The sequence below is a fragment of the Hymenobacter puniceus genome (assembly GCF_014333525.1).
GTDB lineage: Bacteria > Bacteroidota > Bacteroidia > Cytophagales > Hymenobacteraceae > Hymenobacter.
Map to the genome: position 1 here is coordinate 227,504 of NZ_JACSCX010000004.1, position 20,719 is coordinate 248,222.

At 59.8% G+C, this 20,719-nt stretch carries 19 protein-coding genes and 1 other RNA gene; 10 read left to right on the forward strand and 10 right to left on the reverse strand.

All coding sequences use genetic code 11. The features are described 5' to 3' along the window. Window positions 1-9: 9 nt before the first annotated feature. Entirely contained in the window at window positions 10-315 is a 306-nt protein-coding gene (locus tag H8B14_RS13250; RefSeq protein ID WP_187316118.1) for a hypothetical protein, read from the forward strand. A gap of 201 nt (window positions 316-516) precedes the next feature. On the opposite strand, the gene H8B14_RS13255 is transcribed toward H8B14_RS13250, so the two are convergent. The 8 genes from H8B14_RS13255 to H8B14_RS13290 form a co-directional block, all read right to left on the reverse strand. Next, a complete protein-coding gene (locus tag H8B14_RS13255; RefSeq protein ID WP_187316119.1) occupies window positions 517-1,389 on the reverse strand; it encodes a nucleoside phosphorylase in 873 nt (290 codons plus the stop codon). A gap of 192 nt (window positions 1,390-1,581) precedes the next feature. Next, window positions 1,582-2,532, reverse strand: a complete 951-nt coding sequence (trhO, locus tag H8B14_RS13260; RefSeq protein ID WP_187316120.1) for an oxygen-dependent tRNA uridine(34) hydroxylase TrhO — start codon at window positions 2,530-2,532, stop codon at window positions 1,582-1,584. A gap of 92 nt (window positions 2,533-2,624) precedes the next feature. Then, complete coding sequence (locus H8B14_RS13265; protein WP_187316121.1) at window positions 2,625-3,257, reverse strand: NeuD/PglB/VioB family sugar acetyltransferase; 633 nt, start codon at window positions 3,255-3,257, stop codon at window positions 2,625-2,627. Window positions 3,258-3,362: 105 nt separating this feature from the next. After that, entirely contained in the window at window positions 3,363-4,628 is a 1,266-nt protein-coding gene (locus H8B14_RS13270; RefSeq protein ID WP_187316122.1) for a hypothetical protein, read from the reverse strand. Then, window positions 4,625-5,929, reverse strand: a complete 1,305-nt coding sequence (locus H8B14_RS13275; protein WP_187316123.1) for a DUF2851 family protein — start codon at window positions 5,927-5,929, stop codon at window positions 4,625-4,627. Before H8B14_RS13275 ends, H8B14_RS13270 begins: the two co-directional genes overlap by 4 nt. A 153-nt stretch (window positions 5,930-6,082) precedes the next feature. Next, complete coding sequence (locus H8B14_RS13280; RefSeq protein ID WP_187316124.1) at window positions 6,083-6,727, reverse strand: LolA family protein; 645 nt, start codon at window positions 6,725-6,727, stop codon at window positions 6,083-6,085. Window positions 6,728-6,848: 121 nt separating this feature from the next. After that, window positions 6,849-9,644: an FtsK/SpoIIIE family DNA translocase gene (locus tag H8B14_RS13285; protein WP_187316125.1), complete on the reverse strand. Its 2,796-nt coding sequence runs from the start codon at window positions 9,642-9,644 to the stop codon at window positions 6,849-6,851. Window positions 9,645-10,067: 423 nt separating this feature from the next. Beyond that, window positions 10,068-11,789: a DUF6044 family protein gene (locus H8B14_RS13290; RefSeq protein ID WP_187316126.1), complete on the reverse strand. Its 1,722-nt coding sequence runs from the start codon at window positions 11,787-11,789 to the stop codon at window positions 10,068-10,070. Window positions 11,790-11,895: 106 nt separating this feature from the next. On the opposite strand from H8B14_RS13290, the gene H8B14_RS13295 reads away from it, so the two are divergent. Beyond that, entirely contained in the window at window positions 11,896-12,315 is a 420-nt protein-coding gene (locus tag H8B14_RS13295; RefSeq protein ID WP_187316127.1) for a hypothetical protein, read from the forward strand. Between the two features lie 20 nt (window positions 12,316-12,335). On the opposite strand, the gene xerD is transcribed toward H8B14_RS13295, so the two are convergent. Next, complete coding sequence (xerD, locus tag H8B14_RS13300) at window positions 12,336-13,238, reverse strand: site-specific tyrosine recombinase XerD (RefSeq protein ID WP_187316128.1); 903 nt, start codon at window positions 13,236-13,238, stop codon at window positions 12,336-12,338. A 181-nt stretch (window positions 13,239-13,419) separates the two neighbouring features. On the opposite strand from xerD, the gene aroQ reads away from it, so the two are divergent. The 7 genes from aroQ to H8B14_RS13335 all read left to right on the forward strand — a co-directional run bounded on the left by aroQ (window position 13,420) and on the right by H8B14_RS13335 (window position 18,935). Further along, entirely contained in the window at window positions 13,420-13,866 is a 447-nt protein-coding gene (aroQ, locus tag H8B14_RS13305; RefSeq protein ID WP_187316129.1) for a type II 3-dehydroquinate dehydratase, read from the forward strand. Window positions 13,867-14,026: 160 nt separating this feature from the next. Next, window positions 14,027-15,091, forward strand: coding sequence for an aminotransferase class V-fold PLP-dependent enzyme (locus H8B14_RS13310; protein ID WP_187316130.1), 1,065 nt, complete (start codon window positions 14,027-14,029; stop codon window positions 15,089-15,091). Window positions 15,092-15,332: 241 nt separating this feature from the next. After that, window positions 15,333-15,893: a MarC family protein gene (locus tag H8B14_RS13315; RefSeq protein ID WP_187316131.1), complete on the forward strand. Its 561-nt coding sequence runs from the start codon at window positions 15,333-15,335 to the stop codon at window positions 15,891-15,893. Window positions 15,894-15,970: 77 nt separating this feature from the next. Then, on the forward strand, window positions 15,971-16,441 hold the full coding sequence (gene rnhA / locus H8B14_RS13320) for a ribonuclease HI (RefSeq protein WP_187316132.1): 471 nt from the start codon (window positions 15,971-15,973) through the stop codon (window positions 16,439-16,441). A gap of 19 nt (window positions 16,442-16,460) precedes the next feature. Then, an RNA gene (rnpB, locus tag H8B14_RS13325) (RNase P RNA component class A) lies at window positions 16,461-16,927 on the forward strand. 222 nt (window positions 16,928-17,149) lie between these two features. Then, window positions 17,150-18,307: a sigma-54-dependent transcriptional regulator gene (locus H8B14_RS13330; protein WP_187316133.1), complete on the forward strand. Its 1,158-nt coding sequence runs from the start codon at window positions 17,150-17,152 to the stop codon at window positions 18,305-18,307. A gap of 130 nt (window positions 18,308-18,437) precedes the next feature. Continuing rightward, the gene (locus H8B14_RS13335; protein WP_187316134.1) at window positions 18,438-18,935 is read left to right on the forward strand and encodes a DUF421 domain-containing protein; all 498 of its coding nucleotides are present in this window, start codon (window positions 18,438-18,440) and stop codon (window positions 18,933-18,935) included. Between the two features lie 26 nt (window positions 18,936-18,961). Here the strand turns inward: H8B14_RS13335 and H8B14_RS13340 are convergent, their stop codons facing one another. Further along, on the reverse strand, window positions 18,962-19,966 hold the full coding sequence (locus H8B14_RS13340; protein WP_187316135.1) for a long-chain-fatty-acid--protein ligase: 1,005 nt from the start codon (window positions 19,964-19,966) through the stop codon (window positions 18,962-18,964). A gap of 117 nt (window positions 19,967-20,083) precedes the next feature. Between H8B14_RS13340 and H8B14_RS13345 the strand changes: the two genes are divergently transcribed. Continuing rightward, window positions 20,084-20,659 (forward strand): hypothetical protein, encoded by a 576-nt coding sequence (locus tag H8B14_RS13345; RefSeq protein ID WP_187316136.1) that lies wholly within the window; start codon window positions 20,084-20,086, stop codon window positions 20,657-20,659. Window positions 20,660-20,719 lie beyond the last annotated feature (60 nt).

A 20,719-nucleotide genomic window follows, 5' to 3' on the forward strand; every position in this document is an offset into this window, starting at 1 on the left:
CCTACTGCCATGTCTCTGGAACTACTCGTTGCCACTGCCGAGGTTATCGACAAAAGCCTGATTCCCAGCTTGCACTTCTCGCCGGAAGATGTCCTGACCGATCCGGCCGCTATCCGGCAGCGCCGCCACGATGCTGAGCGTGCTACCAGCCTTGGCAACAACTATCAGGGCAAGCTGGATGTATATTTCAAAACTGCTGACGGCGCCATAAAACGCGTATACACCACTATCTGGGCCACTCACCAGGACTACCTGACCCTGAAATCCGGCATCACACTGCCGCTCCGTGCCGTGCTGGGCTTTGACTTCTATTAATCACGGATTCGCACGGATTTTTCACGGAGTACACGGATTTTGTAGGCGGCACGAAGTCAGCCAACCTCCCTACTTCTAGAAAACCTACTTCTAGAAAAGAAAAAGAGGCCTGCCAACTGGCAAGCCTCTTTTTCTTTTCATCTGAACGTAAACCGCCTACAAAATCCGCGTACTCCGTGAAAAATCCGTGCGAATCCGTGATTAGAGGCGGTCTAGAGTTTTCTGGATCAAGTCGCCGATAACCTGCTCAGAATTGGTAGCAAACTCACCGGTAGCGCGGTTGGCCACGATGGCATTCAGCGACACTACGTCGTGGCCCAGCAAACGGCCCAGCGCGTAGTAGCCGGCCGTTTCCATCTCGAAGTTGGTGAGGCGGAATTCGCCCTCTGCGCTTTCGTAGCGGAAGTTCTGGAACTGCTCAATCAGATTAGGAATGCGCAAATCCAGGCGCAGCACGCGGCCTTGCGGGCCGTAGAAGCCTGGGCACGTAAGCGTATTACCAACCACCATACCGGCACCCAACTGTTCGCGCAGCAAATCGTTGCCGCGCACGCAATACGGGCGGTAGTCGAGGCCCAGCGCCTGCTGCACCCCTCTTCCTACTTCCACTTCCAGCCCGGTTTCCACCAGCGGATAGAACTGCATCAGCGAGTCGAGGCCCACGGCGTGTTCTGAAACCAGATGTGAGCCAATCGGAATATCCGCCTGCAGGGCACCGCTGGTGCCCACCCGCACAATGCGCAGGGCAATCCGCTCTTCCAGCGGCCGCGGCTCCCGGGTCACGAAGTCGATGTTGACCAGCGCATCCAGCTCATTGAGCAGAATATCGATGTTGTCGGTGCCCATGCCGGTGCTGATGACGGCCAGCCGCTTGCCCTTGTAGTAGCCCACGTGGGTCACGAACTCGCGCTTGCTGATGATGGTCTCAATCGAATCGAAATGCTGGCTCACCATTGGCACCCGCTCAGGGTCGCCAACAGTGATGATGGTATCAGAAATATGGTCGGGCTGCAGGTTGAGGTGATAAATGCTGCCGTCTTTATTGAAAATCAGCTCGGAATCGGGAATGGGCATGGGTGGGAGAGTTAGGCGGAAAGAAGATTTTGAAATACCAGACCGTCATGCTGCGCTTGCCGTAGCATCTCTGCCGTCAAAGTAAATAATTACCCTTGCGCTAGATCTTCTTCGACAAAATCAGCAAGACGAGCTACTAGCACACTGATGAGATTCCTCGCTCCGCTTGGAACGAAGAACCTCTGTAACATACTATTTTGCAGGCGCCCGATACGAAATCAGGCCCTGCTCGGGGCGGTAGTGGTTGCTGATTTTGGGGTAGGTGCCGGTGCCATCGTACGGGCGCTTGGCGGGGTGCTCCTGACAGGCCGGTGAGCAGGCGCCTTCCAACTGCTGGCCGCAGGCTTCGCAGAGCGGCACGTGGGCGTTGCAGTGCGGGTTAGCACAGTTCACCATCCGGTCGGAGGAGGTGTGGCAATGATGGCACTGGCTGATGACGGTGGGGTTGACACTGTTTACGTCTACTGCCACCCGGCCATCAAACACGTAGCACTTACCGTCGAAATCCTCGCCGCCAGCCTCCAGACCGTACTTGATAATGCCGCCGTGCAACTGGTACACATTCTCGAAGCCTTGCTCCAGCAGGAAGGCCGAGGCCTTTTCGCACTTGATGCCGCCGGTGCAATAGGTCAGCACTTTTTTGCCCTTGTACTGCTCCAGCTCAGCCACCTTATCCGGAAACTCGCGGAAGTTTACGATGTCCAGCGTCACGGCATTCTTAAAGCGGCCCAGCTCGTGCTCGTAGTCGGAGCGTACGTCGAGCACCACTACGTCGTCCTGGTCCTTCAGATTCTTGAATTCCTGGGGCGAGAGGTGAATGCCAGTGCGCTCGTAGGGCTTGATGTGGGGCAAACCCACGTGCACGATTTCTGGCTTCACGCGCACGTGCAGCTTCTGGAAAGTGTGCGCCGGAGCGTCTTCGATCTTGAACTCCAGCGCCGCGAACCGCGGATCGGCCTTCACCTCCCGCATGTATTCGGCGCAGTCGGCTACGGTGCCCGACACGGTACCGTTCAGGCCCTCGGGCGCCACAATGATGCGGCCCCGCAGGTTGAGGCGCAAGCACAGCCGATGGTGCTGCTCCCGAAATTGCTCCGGGTTTTCGATGGGCGCGTAGCAGTAATAAAGCAGAACGTGGTACATATTTCAATTAGTAATTAAGAATTAGCAATTAAGAATTATCAGCCTTGTACTTGCAATCAGCCAATTACTAATTCTCAATTGCTAATTACTAATTAAACCTTAACAGCGGGGTTGCCGAACACGGTTTGGTTGGCCGGCACATCGGCTACCACCACCGAGCCAGCGCCCACACGAGCCTTATTGCCAATCTTGACGCCGGCCACGATAACGGCACCGGCCCCAATAAAGGCCTGCTCGCCCACCACCACATCGGCATTGAGGATGGCGCCTGCCCCTAACTGGGCGTAGTCGCCCAGATCGGCGCGGGCATCCAGCACGGCGTTGGGCCCGATCAGGCAGCCGTTGCCCACTTTGGCGGTGCCGGATACCACGGCGTTGGCCCCCACCAGGTTGCCGTGCCCCAGCCAGGCATGCGGCGACACACTGGCCCGCTGGTGAATAGCATTAACCGGCACGGCCTGGTACTCATCGTGGAGCATGCTGGTGAGGCTGCGGCGGCTGGCGGTGTCCTCGGTGGCCACGAATACCTCGCACTTCTTGCCCAGCAGCTTCAGCAGTTCTTTGTCGTCGGTGTTGCCCATCACAGGCACATCGAGCAGTTCGGTGTTCTGCAGCGCCGCATTGTCGTCGAGGAGGCAATAAACCACCACCTCATTGGAGAGAAAAGCGTCGAGAGCGGTGATGCCCACGGTTTGGGCACCAAGTATAATTACAGGATTTTCCATGCGAAGCGAAATGCGGCCCAGGTGGGCCGGCAGGGTTGCAAACCGCAAATTTACGGATTCGTTCGGTGCCACGAAGCAGACGCCGTCGGCTTTTCCTGCCGGCCGCTACATTCCGAGCCGGCGCAGCCAGCGGGCAGCCCCGTCGTGCTGCAGCACCAGCCACAGCAAATACGGCAGCAGCGCCACCCGGTAGCGGCTGAGCGTGCCCAGGTTGGGGCTGCTTAGCCCCAGCAGTGCGGCCAGCAGCACGCAGTACAGCAGCAGCACCAGCACCAGCGCAAATGGCAGCCGGCCCGGCCGGCCCCGCAGCGTTTGCCAGCCGGCCCACAACAGCACCGCCAGCAGCACCAGGTTTTCGAGTCCTGCCGCTAGGTAGAGCGCTCCGCCGCCTTCCCAGGGCCAGGGCCGCACCAGCGTGGCCCCAATGGCTACGGGAGTGTGCGCCAGCAGACTCTCGCCAGTGGGCCGCAGGTCAGGATATTCAAGGCGGGGCCGGCCGGCCGATTTAGCGTACAGTTCGCGGTAGTTGGTGAGCAGGCGGCTGGTGAAGCGGTTCATGGTGAATACGGGACTCACCTGCCCTACCACATATGCGCCGCCAGTTAGCAGCAGCGCCAGCAGCAGCACCTGCCCCCAGCGGCGGCGCAGCCCACCCAGCCATTGCCCCGTGCGGATGGCGGCCAGCCCGGCCAGCGCCGCCAGCAGCAACCCGGCAAAGAAGAACCGGGCCTCGAAGTGCAGCGCCGCCAGCGCCAACATGGCCAGCCAGTGCCACGGGCGCAGCTTGTCGCTGCCATACAACCATTGCAGCACCAGCACCACCAGCGCTGCGCCGCTGCCCACCAGCACACTTTCCTTGGTGAGGCCCGCCGTCCAGAACAACACGCTGGGCCACAGCAGAAAGCCCACCAGCACCGCTCCGGCCGGCGTATCCGGGAATAGCCGGCGCACCGTGCGAGCCAACTCCCAGCCGCCCACAAAACAGAACAGGCTGGTATATAAGCCCGAAAGCCACAAGCTACCCAACGCCGCCAGGTTCAGCACCGACACGACCTTATACATGAAGAACGTGTTGGAGAAACCGTGAAAAACCACGTGCCAGTCGTGAAAATGAAACTCGTTGTCGAGCGCCGTGTGCAACCAGGCTGCCGGGCTTTCCCACAACTGACGCGTGAGAGCATTGCCAAAAATCTGCATGTGGCGTGAGTCGGCGCTTGGGCGCCAGCTGGCGGCCGCCCAGGCCAGCAGCTTTAAACCCAGCAGCGGCAGCAGCCAGCGGCCCAGGCCGGCCTCCGCCAGCCGGGGCCGCAGCCAGCGCCAGAACAGCAGCGCCAAGCCAGCATTGAGCACAACAGCCAGTAGCAGTTTCACGAAGCAGCGGGGGTTCGTTGCAGAATCCGGCTGCCGATGGCGCAGTGCAGGCAGCGGCGTGGCGTACAGTAGCCGCGGTGCAATGCCAGCAGTCCCTGCGAGTCGGCGGCGCTACGGTGGCCGAAGCCTTGGGCGGCGTAGTTGTCGGTAATGTGGTTGTGCTCGGCGGGTAGTTCGTTGAGCAGCGCTACTGCGCTTTCCACAAGCTCTGGCTGGCCTACGTGGCGGGCATACGCTACCCGCAACGGCACCACTACGTTGGTTATCAGCACCTGAATGCTGCTTTTGCCCAGCGCGGGCACTTTGCCGGGCACGCCGGGCCGGAAGTGCTGCCGCCAGTAGTCAGAAGTTGGGGCCTGGAAGAACTGCGTGAGCGTGCGCACGTCGGTGGCCGTAAGCAGGGCGTCGAACAGCGCGGGGCGGGCGTGCAGCACCGCGGCTAGCTGTGCCAGCCGCACTGGCGCGAAGTTGGCGGGCCGCAGCCGCAGAAAGTTCCACTCGTGCGCTTCCAGCGCGGTGCCGTGTAAGCTGTATTTGTGCTGCAGAAACGCAAACTCCTGCCGCAAGCCGGCCAGATAAGCATCGAGGCGCGTAGCATCAGTTTCCATTAGAAAGCCTGCCTGCCCAAACAGCAGCGCCTCCAGCTGCCGGGCGTCGTGGCGGTGGCGGCGCACAATGCTCAGCGGCAGGGCCTTTGCCAAGCGGGCCAACGGCTCACTGTTCTTTTGAAAGCCGAACGCTGCCGCCAGCGCGTGGTAAGCGGTGGCTTCCCAGTCCTGCCCCAGGCGCTGGTGCAGTTCTTCCACTACGCTGGCTTTCTGCTCTACCCGCTCCAGTAGGGCCCGTTCCACCATGCTCATGCGCGTTACGGTGGGCACCGTGCTCAGCAGCGCCGCACACGGCAGCACATCAACAGCATCAGCATTGGTTAGCAGCTTTTCATACGTAGCCAGTAGCTCGGGCGCAATGCGCGACGCCAGCGGCAAGGCGGGCACGTCGCTACCATCTAGGCGGTGCACAGGCTGGTCGGCGTCGTAAACTACGTGCAGCACCACTTGGTCGTATTTGGGGTCGTGCTGGTGCTGGTGGCGGTGCCAATCAGAAGCGCGCAGATGGATTTCCACGGCCCCGTTCCACTCCACTTCACCTAGTTGCAGACGAGCGTTCAGGAAATCCGGGCCGGCATCGGGGTTGCGCATGCCGGGGCGCAGCACGGTTATCGGCTGGCCATCGGTGCTGCACAAGTCGGTTTTATCGAAATACTGATGCTGCCAGACGTAATGGAGGAAATCTTCTTGCATAGCGCCACCTATAATTTACGGACGGGCAAGATACTGGGAAAGCACACGCCATCAGCCGGGCACCATGTACAGATACCGCCGAAACCAAACCGGCCCGCCTCCCAGAAGGAAGCGGGCCGGCCAAAACTGGCAGCGCCGAGTGGCGCAGGTCAGTTAGCGCAGGTCGATAACCTTCACGCCTTTGTATTTGGCTTTGTCGAAGTTGAAGGTAGTGGCATCAACCGGTACGTTCGGCGTGAACTTGTTGATCTTGAAGGTGTAGCGGTTGCCGTTTTTCTTGAACATCTGCCAGCTTTTCACCGACTTATCTACTTTGCTCACTTTCAGGCGCACCTTGAAAACGGGGTTGTTACGGTCTTCCGGCGACAGCTCAATAACATCGACTGCCTCACCGTTTTCCTTGGCTTCCTGCACGTAGGAGTACTTGTAGCCCTTCTTATAGAGCGTGTAAATCTGCGAAGGCGAAATCTCCTGCTCGTCGGCTTCAAAGTCCGAGATGTTGACTTCGTTTTCCGACTTCATGTAGGTCCACACGGTCTGTCCATTGTTGATGACTTCCTGGCCGCTGATTTTCAGGCGGAACTTCTGGCCGCTTACCAGAATGTCGCCGCTCATGTTTTCCTTGACCTTGGTGGCATCATTTTCCAGCGTCTGGGTGAAGTTAGCCCGGAACGCTTTCATAGCCTGGTACTTGGCACTCATCTGGTCGAGAATCTTGCCGGCTTTGGGGTCCTGCTGCGCCGAAGCGGCCGGCAGAAGCGACACGGACAGAGCAAGCAGGGCGAGATATTTTTTCATTGCAAAAAGGTGGTGATTCGGTAGGTTGAGTACAGAGACGTGTAGCAGGCCACTTTGTTTAAATCTAAACCAAAAGAAGTGGCAAATCCTCCCTGGCTCGGCGCAAAACAGCAGTCGGTGCTTACTTGGGCAGCGTATTCAACAACTGTTCCAAACTGTACTCGTCCGGGATTAATACTTCACGGGCCTTACTGCCCTCAAACGGCCCCACGATGCCGGCGTGCTCCAGCTGGTCGATGAGGCGGCCTGCCCGGTTGTAGCCGAGCTTCAGGCGGCGCTGTAGCAGCGAGGTGCTGCCCTGCTGGTGCGTGACAATGACACGGGCTGCCTCTTCAAACATCGAGTCGCGCTGCGCGGGATCCATGTCTTCCAAGTCGCCGCTGCCGCCGCCGCTTTCACCCACCACTTCCGGTAGCAAGTAAGCATCCGGATAGCCCTGCTGCTCCCCGATGTAGTCGCAGAGGCGGTCTACTTCCGGCGTGTCGATGAAGGCGCACTGCACCCGAATGATGTCGGAGCCCTGCGAAATCAGCATGTCGCCCTGGCCCACCAGCTGGTCGGCGCCGCCGGCGTCGAGGATGGTGCGGGAGTCGATTTTGCTGGTCACCTTAAAGGAAATTCGGCAGGGGAAGTTGGCCTTGATGATGCCCGTAATAACGTTTACGGACGGGCGCTGAGTGGCCACAATCAGGTGGATACCGATGGCGCGGGCCAGTTGGGCCAGGCGGGCAATAGGCGTCTCCACCTCTTTACCGGCCGTCATCATCAGGTCGGCCAGCTCGTCAATCACCAGCACGATGAAGGGCATGAAGCGGTGGCCCTTCTTTGGGTTCAGCCGGCGCTCAATGAACTTGCGGTTGTACTCTTTCAGGTTGCGGCAGCCGGCGTCCTTCAGTAAGTCGTAGCGCTTGTCCATCTCCATGCACAACGAGTTGAGCGTGTTCACCACCTTTTTGGTATCAGTAATGATGGCTTCCTCGGTGTCGGGCAGCTTGGCCAGGAAGTGGCGCTCAATCTTGTTGAAGATGCTCAATTCCACCTTCTTAGGGTCGACGAGCACAAACTTGAGCGTGGCCGGATGGCGCTTATACAGCAGCGAGGCCAGTATCACATTCAAGCCTACCGATTTGCCCTGGCCGGTGGCACCGGCCATCAGCAAGTGGGGCATCTTGGCCAGATCGACGACGAATACCTCGTTGGTAATGGTGCGGCCGAAGGCAATTGGCAGGTCCATTTCGGTGTTGGCGAACTTCTCGGTGGCGAAAACCGACCGAATGCTCACCATCTCCTTCTTGGTGTTCGGCACCTCAATACCAATCGTGCCCTTGCCTGGAATAGGAGCAATAATACGGATGCCCAATGCCGCGAGGCTCAGGGCAATATCGTCTTCCAGGCTCTTGATTTTGGAGATGCGCACTCCAGCGTCGGGCACGATTTCATAGAGCGTGACCGTGGGGCCGATGGTGGCTTTGATGCTGGCAATGTTGATGCCGTAGTGCCCCAGCGTCTCCACAATGCGGTCCTTGTTAGCTTCCAACTCTTCTTTGGTTACCTGCGCTTTGGCTACTCCGTAGTCGTTGAGCAGCTCCAGAGTGGGATAGAGGTAGCGCGAGAGGTCCAGCGTAGGGTCGTAGTTGACGGCGGGCATGGTTTCCATGTCCTCATCGTCATCGGCAATGCGGGCCATATCGGCGCCAGCAGCTGGGTCCAGTTCGCCGGGCTTCGCCTCAATCTGCAAGGCGGGCGCAGGCGTCGGCAGCGCAGGTTTTTCGCTGCTCGGCGGCAGTGGTGTGTTATCGTCGGCCAGATCAGCCAGGGAAAGTGGCGTTGGCACCCGCGAAGGCTCCACGGTTATCGGTTCCGGATCGGCAGGGGCTTCAATGGAGAAGCTGGGGCCTTTCGGGGTGGCGGCAGCACCACCCGCCGCCATGGAAGCGGCTGCGCTGGCTGCGCCAACCACTGTGCCGGCGGCCGCCACGCTCATGGGCACGGCAGTACCGGCCGCAGTAGTCAGGGCTACCGCACCGGCAGCAGCAGCAACCGGTGCGACGTTGGGAGTTATCTGGAAAACTGGGGAAGCCACCGAACCAGTCGTCACGATGGGCGCGTCGGGCGTGGTGTAGGCGTCTTCATCGTCCTGCTCGTCGTCAGCCAGGGCGGCCGCGGGCTGTGGAGCAGCTGGGCGGGTGTCGCGTACTACAAAGCCCAGATCAGGCTCATTTTCTTCAGCCTCATCATCAGTATATGCACTGGCAGCAGCGTAGGCCGGACGGTTACCGGAGGACGCTGCTGAAGTGGCTGGCTCTGCGTCTTGCTCCTCCCCTTCTGCCCCGAAGCGCGGCAGCGTGATGGACGTAACGTTGAAGAAGAAAACCACAAAGGAAATCAGCAGGAAAGCCAGCAGCAGCACGGAGCCCCAGCCGATGAGACTGTCGAGCCAGACGGCCGCTTCGTAGCCGATGCCGCCGCTCAGGAAGTCGAGGCGGTAGCCCAGGTTGGGGTCGGCGTCGGGGGCCTGCATGGTGAGCACTACGTAGCCCAGCAGCACGCTCAGCCAGCCCATAATAAACAGGCACAGCGCCAGCACATAGCTCACCGACACGCCGGCACGCCGGAACACAATCTTGTAGCCCAGGAAGAAAACAATCGGAATCAGGGCGAAGGCGGCCACACCGAAGCCCTTGTAAATCAGGAGTTGCGCCGCAAAAGCGCCCACCAGCCCCAGCCAGTTGCCCGACTGTTGGCCGGCTTCTTTCACCGGGGTGTGGTCGAGGCCTTCTACTACGCTCTGGTCGGCGTGGCCGGTGAACAGGAACGAGAAGAAGGCGAACGTCAGATAGAGTGAAGCCAGCAGGAAGAAGAAGCCCAGAAACAGTTGAAACCGCCGGTCGCGCAGGAAGCCGAAAACAGCACCCAACTTGATTGACGGTAATTTCAGCGGCTTCCGTGGCGCTTTCGGCGCGGCTTTAGGTTCCGCGGCCCGCCGGTTTTCACGGGGTGCACCCGGCTCCGGCGCGGCCGGACGGGGCTGCGGGGCACGGGTTGGCCGGGGCTCGTTGCCGCGGCTGGGGGGTGTTGCGTCTTGCTTGTAGGTATTTTTTGCCATTCTCACGCGCCAAAGGGCCAAATCTAGGCAATTGTTGGTGGATTTATGAGGTGATGAAGTGATGAGGTGATGAAGTGAGTGGTGACAGGTTGAACGTCATGCAGAGGAGCCGCCGAAGCATTTCACGTGCTGATATTGTCTCGTCGTGGTGCAACATCAGCACGCGAGATTCCTCGTCCTTACTCCAAGCGCAACATGCTCGGAATGACGTTCAACTTGTCACCGTTTACTTCATCACCTCATCACCTTGTACAGCCAGATATGCCAGTAGGCACCGGGCTGCCGGAACTCGCCGGCCAGCTGCAGCCCGCTACGGGCCGGCGTGGCCAGTTGCGCCGCCGACAGCACGTAGCGCCCGCCCAACTGCCGGAAAGTGGCGGCATCGAAGGCGAAATCCTGCACGGTGCGCTGCTGAAACGCGCCTACCCGGAAATCCTTGCCCAGCTCACTGGAAAACAGGTAGCACCGGTTGCCCCAATCGTCGAAGTAGCGGCGTAGCGTGTCATTTTTGGTAAGCTCACCGGCTATGATTGGCCGAAAACGGTGCTTGTAGGGCAGCGGGTAGTTGTTCTGGTAGGAATCGAGGGTGTAGAAATTATTGAGCTGCGCCACAGCCGGCGGCAAACCCAGGCTGGCCACACGGTACTGCGCGGGCTCCAGGCCGGCTTGCTGCCGGATGGCTTGCTGCACCTGCTGAAACAGTGCCGGCGCGACGTAGGCGGTGTAGTTCGGTTCGTGCGGGTTTGGGCGGCCAGCCAGCTCGCGCAGGTTGTTAATCCACTCCGAATTCATACTTAGCCCAATCAGCAGCTGCAAACCCACCACGGCCAGCCGCCAACGGCCACTGAGGTAGCGCAACGCCAGCGCCAGCACCCAGAACCACAGCAGCGGCGCCAGAAAATGCAGCCGCCCGAAGTTGAATACCCCCAGAATTGGCAGGCGCGACTGGCCCCAGGCCACCAGCTGCGGATAGAAACCGCTGAATACGGCCAGCGCCCCCAGCGCCAATAGCCAGCCACCCAGCTGCCGGGCCCGGGGCCACCGCTGCCTGGCCGGGGCCAGTACCACGGCGGCCCCCACGGCCAGCAGCACTGCCACCCGCAAAAACCGGCTGGCGTGGTATTGCCCGAACAGAAAGTACTGACCGACACTGCGCAAACCGGCTTTCCACCCCAGCGGCGTAATCTGGCCCATATCGAACTCCACGCGGTGCGGCACGAACTGCTTGGCTACCAGCAATGAGTAGAACAGCGGCCACTCCACTACCAGATACACCGCCAGTAGCAGCACCAGCCCACCCAGAAAAAGCCAATTGGGTCGGCGCAGGTGCCACCAGTCGCGCAGCCACAGTCCGCCCAGCGCCGCCAGCGCAAACGGCCCCACAAACACAAACATCGACCACAGCGGAAAAGCCGCAATCAGCAGCCAGTGCCACCACCGCGCCGCACCGCGCCGCGCCGCCAGAAAGGCCAGCAGCAGCGCCGGCTGCCCTATCACCGACAACCCATATATAGAATAGAGCGGCAGCAACGCCCAGGCCAGCGCCACCCCGGCCGCCAAGTGGCGCTGCCGGCGCTCGGGCAGCAGTTCCTGCCGCAGCAGCGCATACATAGCCAGCAGCCCCAGCAGCCGCACCAGTGCCTGTTGGATCAGGTAGGCCGCCCACGGCGTAAACAGGGCAAACAGGCCGATGGTCACGCTCAGTCCGGGGCGCAGGGCATTGCGTGGCAAGCCATTCATAATGGCCGACACTGTTGCTGCCGGGCGGTAGTCGAGCGCGACTCCCTGACGCACAAGCAGATAAGGAATATTCAATTCCGCATCCAGATTATCATCAATGGTAATGTAACTGTGGGCCCGCAGAATGCCGTATGGAAGCAGAAATAGCAGCAAACCAAGCAGTGCCAGCACCAACGGCGAAAACCGCAACGAACCAGGTTGATTTAATACAGGCACAAGTAGAGCGTTTGCTGCAAAAATACCCTGCCGCGCCTTAATCTCTCCGACCACACCAATTGCAATGCTTAGCTAGGATTGAATCCACTCCTGCCCGCATTGTCCTATGACTATTACTTCGCCATCTGCCTCCGAGAAACAATCATTCTGCCAGGTTGAATACGACGCCCGCAACCATTGGCTGCGGGCTACCTGGCATGGGTTCGTAAATCCACAACAGGCGCTCCAGAGCATTGTGCCGCATTTGAGCCTGCTTAGCAGCCCAATGGCGCCGCTATTTCTCAACGATAACAGCCAAGTGCTCAATCCTTGGTTTGACTCGCTGACGTGGCTGCGCTATGTATGGGAAAGCACGGATACCCAGCCGCCCCGCTGCGTAGCCCACGTTATGCAGCCGGGAGCCAGCGCCAATGTCGGTGACCTGGATACTGGCTGGACCCGTAAGGCCGGTACTGAGCTTCAACTGTTTGAGTCTGCCCACGAAGCGGAAGACTGGCTGCACGATTGCCAGCGCGGCCTTACGTAAGCAGCCATATCAGGCCTGCCTTAGCTGCGTGGGTGGAAAGTAGTAATCACCTGCCGCAGGTAGTCCCGGTCGAGGTGGGTGTAGATTTCGGTGGTTGTAATGCTCTCGTGGCCCAGCATTTCCTGCACGGCCCGCAAATCGGCGCCGCCCTCGATGAGGTGCGTGGCAAAGGAATGCCGGAAGGTGTGCGGGCTGATGCTTTTGCGCACCCCGGCCTTGTCGGCGGCGGCTTTGATGACCGTGAATACTGTGACGCGCGACAGGCTGGCGCCACGCTTGTTGAGAAACACGAAGTCCTCGTGGCCCGGCTTAATGTCGAGGTGGCAGCGGATACCTTGCAAATACAAGCCAAGGTGCTTCAGCGCATCGCGCCCGATGGGCACCAGCCGCTCCTTATTGCCTTTGCCCGTCACGCGCACGAAGCCTTGGTCGGCGTACACGTTGGAGAGGCGCAAACCCGTCAGCTCACTCACGCGCAGGCCCGAGGAGTACAGCACTTCCAGCATGGCCCGGTTGCGGGTGCCTTCCGGCGTGCTCAAATCGATGCCGTCCAGCAGTTGCACAATCTCGTCGTAGCTAAGCGTATCGGGCAGCTTGCGGCCGGTTTTGGGCGCTTCCAGCGTGTCGGTGGGGTCGTGTGTGAGCAGGTCTTCCATGATCATGAAACTGAAGAAGGCCTTAATTCCGGACAGAATCCGGGCCTGCGAGGTGGCGCTCAGCCCCAGCTCACCCAGGTAAGCCAGAAATTCGCGCAGAAGCGCCGTCGTCACTTCCTTGGGCGAATTGGGCAGGTGCCGGATTTCCAGGAAGTGGCGCAGCTTGCTGGCGTCGCGCACATACGCCTCCACCGAGTTGCCCGACAAGGACTTCTCCAGTTGCAGGTAGCCTTCGAACTGACGGAGGGTTATGGGCCAAGTGGACATGTGTGGGGCTTAGGGAATAGGGCCTGGGGCTTAGGCCGCGTGAATGGCCGGGCAGTATAGCCGCGAATATTGTTTTGTGGTCGCAAGTTTAACGAAGCGTAATTTGCCGTCGCCAATTAATCAGTCAGTGCCCCCGCCTCACTGAGCCTAAGCCCCAGGCCCCATTCCCTAAGCCCCACACATGCAGCTTCTCATTCTCAACGGCCCCAACCTCAACCTGCTGGGCCGCCGCGAGCCGGGCATCTACGGCACCCGCTCTTTCGACGACTACTTACCCGAGCTGCGCGCCGCCTTCCCGGAATTGCAGCTGGAGTATTTCCAAAGCAACCACGAGGGCGAGCTGCTCGACAAGCTGCACGAAGTGGGCTACACCTACCACGGCATTGTGCTCAATGCCGGCGGCTACACCCACACCAGCGTAGCCCTGGCCGATGCCGTGGCCGCCATCAATACGCCCGTGGTGGAAGTGCACCTGAGCAACCTGCACGCCCGCGAGGAATTCCGGCAGCGCAGCTTGCTGGGCAAGCACTGCGTCGGCAGCATCAGCGGCTTTAAGCTGGAAAGCTACCGTATGGCCGTGCAGTACTTCGAAAGCCAGCGCCCCAAGCGCATGGGGTTTAAGGTATAGCTGTAGAGCGGAGTAGCACTCCGTTTTGCCGCACAGCGGCAAGCCCCACATCAGGGCCGGTTTGGCAGCAGCCAAAGGATGCTGTGATATGCAGCACCGAAACGGAGTACCACTCCGTTCTACTTGTACCTTTGCACCTTCCTCTAGCCTCACTACACCTATGTATACATTCAACCCCGGCCCGTCGCAGGTGTACCCACAGGTGCGCCAGTATCTTCAGGATGCTTTCGATGAGGGCTGGCTGTCGGCGCCGCACCGCGGCGAGCGGTTCACGGGCCTCATGCGCCAGACCGTGCAGGAGCTTAAAAACAAGCTCAACGTGCCGCAGGACTACACTGTGTTCTTTATGGGCTCGGCCACGGAGTGCTGGGAAGTGCTGACGCAAAGCCTCACGCCGCGTAAAAGCTTCCACCTCTACAGCGGCGCGTTCGGCGAGAAATGGTACGAGTACGCCAAGGCCCTGCGCCCGGCCTGCGTCGGCTACCCGTTTGGCATTGATGAGGTGCCCGACGTGGCGGCCCTGCCCCTGCCCGACTCCGAAACCGACCTGGTCTGCATCACCCAAAACGAAACCAGCAACGCCACCCAGTTGCGCGACGGCTTCATCCTGAACCTCTACAACCGCCTGGGGCAGGCGCTACTGGCCGTCGATGCCACCTCGTCGATGGCAGGCGTGCAGCTCAAGTTCATCAAGGCCGACATCTGGTTTGCCTCGGTGCAGAAGTGCTTCGGGCTGCCGGCGGGTTTGTCGGTGATGATTTTGTCGCCAAGGGCCGTGGCGCGGCTGCGCGACCAGAACGAGCGGGCCCACTACAACTCGCTCACGTCGCAGTACGAGAAAATGCTGAATTGGCAGACCACCTACACGCCTAACGTGCTGGGCATCTATCTGCTGAGCCGCGTGCTCCACGACCGGCCCACCATCAAGGCAGTGCATCAGCACTTGCAGGAGCGCGCTACCAAGCTCTACGACTACTTCGAGCAGGCCACGCAGCTCACGCCCCTCGTCACGAACCCCGAAACCCGCTCTACCACCGTCATCGGTCTGCAAGGCCCGCCCGCTCTGATTGATGAGGTGAAGCGCCGCGCTCTAACCCAGGGCCTGCAGCTCGGCAACGGCTACGGCAACTGGAAAGCAGGCAGTCTGCGCATCGCCAACTTCCCGGCCATCCCGGACGAGGCATTCGAGCAATTGGTGCAGTTTTTCGCCCGCGAGTTTGCCTAATCATAGATAGTACAGATGACGCCGCAGATACTGCTGATTCGTTCTGCGCAGCTACACCAGCATTCGTTTGCTGAAAGAGGTAGTTTACCAGAAGAGGTAGCTGTAGCGCCCACTTAACAGTCCACACCTAACTCTGCCCTGCCAGAACCAACCAGAACACCCCTCTGCCCCCGCCTGCTTCCCCTGCCCTATCAGAACGTAGCTGCGGCATCCGCGGCTTCATCTGCACCATCTGCGATTTATGTTCAGCCTCAAAGAAATCTTCTCGGTTACACTCACGCTGTTTGCCGTGATTGACGTACTCGGCTCCATCCCGATTATCATTCAGATCCGGCAGCGCGAGGGCAGAATCCAGTCAGAAAAAGCCACCGTGGTGGCCGGCGTGCTGATGGTGGTGTTTCTGTTTCTGGGGCAAAGCATTCTGAGCTTGTTTGGCGTCGATTACCAAAGCTTTGCGCTGGCCGGAGCTATCATCATCTTCCTGATTGGCATGGAAATGATTCTCGGCATCGAGCTGTTCCGGCACGATCCGCTGGCGACTTCGGGCTCAATTGTGCCGCTGGCCTTCCCCATCATCGTGGGGGCCGGCACCATGACCACGCTGCTGTCGTTGCGCGCCGCTTATTCGCTACCCAACGTGCTGGTGGGCATCGTCCTGAATCTGGTATTCGTGTACGGCGTGCTCAAAAGCTCGGCCTGGATTGAGCGCAAGCTCGGCAAAGCCGGCGAAGACATCCTGCGCCGCGTGTTCGGCGTGATTCTGCTGGCCATTGCCATCAAGCTGTTTAAATCGAATTTCTGAAGCAGTTGTCGGTTGTTAGTTGCTGATTGTCAGCATCATTATTACTAACAACCAGCAACTAACAACCGAGAACTAAGTTGATTTACCTGTTCACCGATGGCTCTTCGCGCGGCAACCCGGGGCCCGGCGGCTACGGCGCTATTCTGCGCTTCGGCCAGCATGAGAAAGAGCTGACCCAGGGCTTCCGCCTGACTACCAACAACCGCATGGAACTGCTGGCCATCATCGTGGGCCTGGAAGCCGTCAACCGCCCCGAGCTACCCATCACCGTCGTGACAGACTCCAAGTACGTGGTAGATTCGGTGGAAAAGAAGTGGGTATTCGGCTGGCTCAACAAGCCGGACTTCGGTAAAAAGGCCAACGAGGACCTCTGGCGGCGCTTCGTGAAGGTGTACCGCCAGCGCACCGTGTACTTCAAATGGGTGCGCGGCCACAACGGCCACCCCGAAAACGAGCGGTGCGACCAGCTCGCCGTGCGCAGCGCCACCGGTGGCGGTTTGCTCATCGATGAAGGCTACGAATTGATTGAGGCGCGGCGTGCGGGGTAAATCCGTACCTTTGCCCTCAGTGATGAGTCGCTCCACCGCGGCGCCGCAAGGCGACGAGGAAAGTCCGGGCAACACAGAGCACCCTGCTTCCTAACGGGAAGGACCGGGAAGTGTAACGCAACCCGGGACAGCCAGTGCCACAGAAAATAACCGCCCAGTTTAGGACATGGTGATTAGGGCGTAGGGAATAGGTGTTCTTGAACAACCTAAGCCCTATCCACTAAGCACCAAGCCCTAAACTAGGTAAGGGTGAAAAGGTGCGGTAAGAGCGCACCAGCGGCTGGGCAACCAGTCCGGCTGGGTAAACCTCAGGGGTTGAAAAACCAAATAAGCTGGCACGCGTCCTGCGCGGACGTACCGGGCGGCTCGTCCGGCGCCAGCGGGTAGGTTGATGGAGCCTTTCCGCGAGGACTGGCCTAGATAAATGGTGGAGGCGCGACCTTTCGGGGCAGCGTACAAAACCCGGCTTACAGACTCATCACCACGGCTTTCGGCCGCCGCAGCTTCGGATGCGGCGGCCGTTTTCGTTGAATCTGTGTCATCCTGAGCTTGCGAAGGACCCTATTGAGTTTGGACTACAAACGTTACATCGACTCGTTCTGACGTGATAAGATCCTTCGCAAGCTCAGGATGACAGCAGGCCAGAATGACGGAGGCATCGTTTGCGGCCTTGTTTTCGTTACTTTCGCTGCCCAACCTCTTTTGCTTATGCCCCGCATTCTTATCATCGACGACGAAAAGGCTATTCGCCACACGCTCAAGGAAATTCTGGAATATGAAAGCTATCAGGTAGACCAAGCCGAGGACGGCCCCACCGGCCTCGACATGCTCATCCGCGACAAGTACGACGTGGTGCTCTGCGACATCAAAATGCCCAAGATGGACGGCATTGAGGTGCTGGAACGGGCCCGCATTGTGGCGCCCGATGCGGCTTTCATCATGGTGTCGGCACACGGCAACGTGGAAATGGCCGTGGATGCCACCAAAAAAGGCGCCTACGACTTCCTGCAGAAGCCACCGGACCTCAACCGCCTGCTCGTGACGGTGCGCAATGCCCTGGACCGCACCAAGCTGGTGGCCGAAACTAAGACCCTAAAAAAGAAGGTCGCCAAAAGTTCGGAGATGATTGGCTCCTCGGCCGGGCTGGGCGCCGTGCGTAAGGCCATCGAGAAAGTAGCTCCTACCGATGCACGGGTACTGATTACGGGTCCCAACGGCGCCGGCAAGGAGATGGTGGCGCGCCAGTTGCACGAACTCAGCAACCGCGCCAACGGCCCGCTGATTGAGGTAAACTGCGCTGCCATTCCGTCGGAGTTGATCGAATCAGAATTGTTCGGGCACGAGAAAGGCTCGTTCACGTCGGCCGTGAAGCAGCGCATCGGCAAGTTCGAGCAGGCCGACGGCGGCACGCTGTTCTTGGATGAAATCGGGGATATGAGCCTTTCGGCCCAGGCCAAGGTGCTGCGCGCGCTGCAGGAAAACAAGATTACGCGCGTTGGGGGCGAAAAGGAAATCAGCGTGAACGTGCGCGTGCTGGCGGCTACCAACAAAAACCTGCTTCAGGAAATTGCCGACCGCAACTTCCGCGAAGACCTTTACCACCGCCTCTCCGTCATTTTGATTCAGGTGCCGGCCCTCAACGACCGCCGCGACGACATTCCGGAGCTGATTGAGAAGTTCCTCAAGGACATTGCCGCCGACTACGGCAATAAACCCAAGAAGATAGACGCTGCCGCCCTCGACTACCTCAAGGGCCTCGATTGGCGCGGCAATATCCGGGAGCTGCGCAACGTGGTGGAGCGCCTCGTGATTATGAGCGACGATACCATTTCTGCGGCCGACGCTAAGGCGTTTGCTGGTAAATAACTTCTGGCCGTAGGAAAACATCAGCTAGCGGCGGCAGTTTTAGTGTAACTACAGACAGCGCGGGCCAGCCGCCGGGTACGCCGGTTGCTGGCCCGCGCTGTTGTTTGTTTTGTCTCAAACCCGATAAGCAATGCAGGAATTTTTCAATAACCTACTGGGTATGCAGGCCACGGCCGACACCATTACCGTGGGGCAAACCTGCGCGCGGGCTGTGCTGGTATTTCTGGTGGCACTGGTGCTGCTGCGGCTGTCGGGGCGGCGCACGTTCGGCGGCAACAGCGCCCTCGACATGGTGGTTAAATTCATGTTTGGCGCCTTGCTCAGCCGCGTCATTATTGCCGATGCACCGATGGGCATTACATTCGTGGCCGCCGCTGCGCTGGTAGCAGTGCACCGGGCGCTGGCGTATGCCGTATACTTTTCACCGCTGTTGCGCAAGCTGGTGAAAGGCTCAGATTCCATCTTAGCGGAAGGCCCAACCATTCATCAGCACGAGCTGCGCCGGGCCAGCGTGAGCGAGCAGGAGTTTCAGGCCGGCGTACGAGTTGCTGCCAATACCGACGACCTTTCCACCACCAACGTGGTGCGTCTGGAGCACGACGGCACGATTACCGTCGTCAAAAAATAAGCTGTCATCCTGAATGAAATGACAGCTTAGCTGCCCGCCATCTGGTTGCAGCCGCGCACGTCAGAGTTATCGAGGCGGCCCAGCACTTCAAACGAGCCGTCGGGGTGCATTCTTGCCAGATCCTTGGTTTCAAGGAAGGCGCAGCTGTCCACGTTGGCCAGGTCGATGATGGCGAGGGCGCCATCAGGGCGGGTTTCGCTCACGGAAAACGGGTCGGCGGGGTCCCGCAGGAGCACGCGCAGCTGGGGCGGCGCGTGGAAACGGCCGTCGCCGAAGCTGTATGCCTGGCTGAGCATTTCCGTCATGCCATACTCGGAGTGAATGCCGGCTGGCCCAAAAGCCTGCTGTAGCTCGGCGTGCAGCTCCTCGCGGATCATCTCGCGGCGCCGGCCCTTCATACCGCCGGTTTCCAACACCGTAATATCCTGCAGCTCCGGTGCCGGACCGTACTTAGCCGCCAAGTCCAGCAGGGCGTAGCTTACACCGAACAGCAGCACCCGGCGGCCGGCGGCTTTAGCCGCCGCCAGCGCCTGCAACAGCGCAGCGTGGTCGTGTAGGAAAAACGCGTCCTGTGCCTGCCCCGACTCCCGGGCAAAGTACTCTACCATGGCTACCAACGATGAGTGGCCCTGCTCCAGATACGAGGGCAGCAGGGCCAAGAATGTCCACTCCGTGAGCGGGCCGTAGAACTGTTGGAAGATGCGGGCGGCGTTGCGTCGGTAGATACTTGGGGCGCGGAGGAGGTGGCGGCTGCGCTGCTGCAGGGTGGTGCCGCTGCTCAGAAACGTTTCCTGCGGCTCCCACTCATGCGGCGCGGTGCGCACGTCCTGGGTTTTGAAAAACTCGATGGGCAGAAACGGAATATCCTGCACGCGCTGCACCTGCTGCGGGTCGCGGCCCAGGGCGGCCAGATAGGCGGCGTAAGGCGGGCAGTGCTGGGCCTGGTAATGAAACAGACGCAGGGCAGCGGCCGGCGCAGTGGCAGCAGTCAGGTGGGGCAGGTCAAGCAGGTACTGTTGGCGGAAACTCATTGGGGCTCGGCGGGGTTTGAAGTGAGCATAACAATTGCCGGGCGGCTTCGTTGAGAAATCGTACCTTTTGCCCTCCACAAGGCTACTTTCGCCTCATAACAGCTAGTTACTATGACCATGTTTCGTACGCTTCGTCTGGGTTTGGGGCTGGCAGCAGCCAGCGTGGCTGTGGGTTCGTGCATCAGCCCGCCGGAGTTTCCGGATACGCCCAGCATCGAGTTCAAGTCGCTGACCGTGGCGCGCCAGCCCACCAATCCCAATGATATTCCCGCCGACAGCGTGATAATCACGCTGGGCTTCAAGGACGGTGACGGCGACCTGGGCCTCAACCAAGACGAGTACACCAACCCGCCCTACCAGCGCCTCAATGCCGATGGCACGCTCAATCCCGACCACTGGAACTACATTATCAAGCTGTTTGTGAAGAACAGCACCGGCCAGTTTGTGCCGTATACCCGCACGCCCGAGGGTCTGGAAATTCGGCCGGAAGCATACTACGGGCAATTTCCACACCTAGAACCTAACGCCGAGAAGAAGGCGCCGCTGGAAGGCGACCTGCGCTTCGGTCAGCGCCTCTCGCTGGGCTCTCCCTTCTACCCCGGCCAGGAAGTACGCTACGAAATCACCATCAAGGACCGCGCCCTCAACTCCAGCAATACCGTCACGACCAGCAGTTTTGTGGTAGTGAGATAAACTTTGGTGATGAGGTGACAGGTGAGGAAGAGGCTGAATTGCGGCTACTTCCTCACCTGT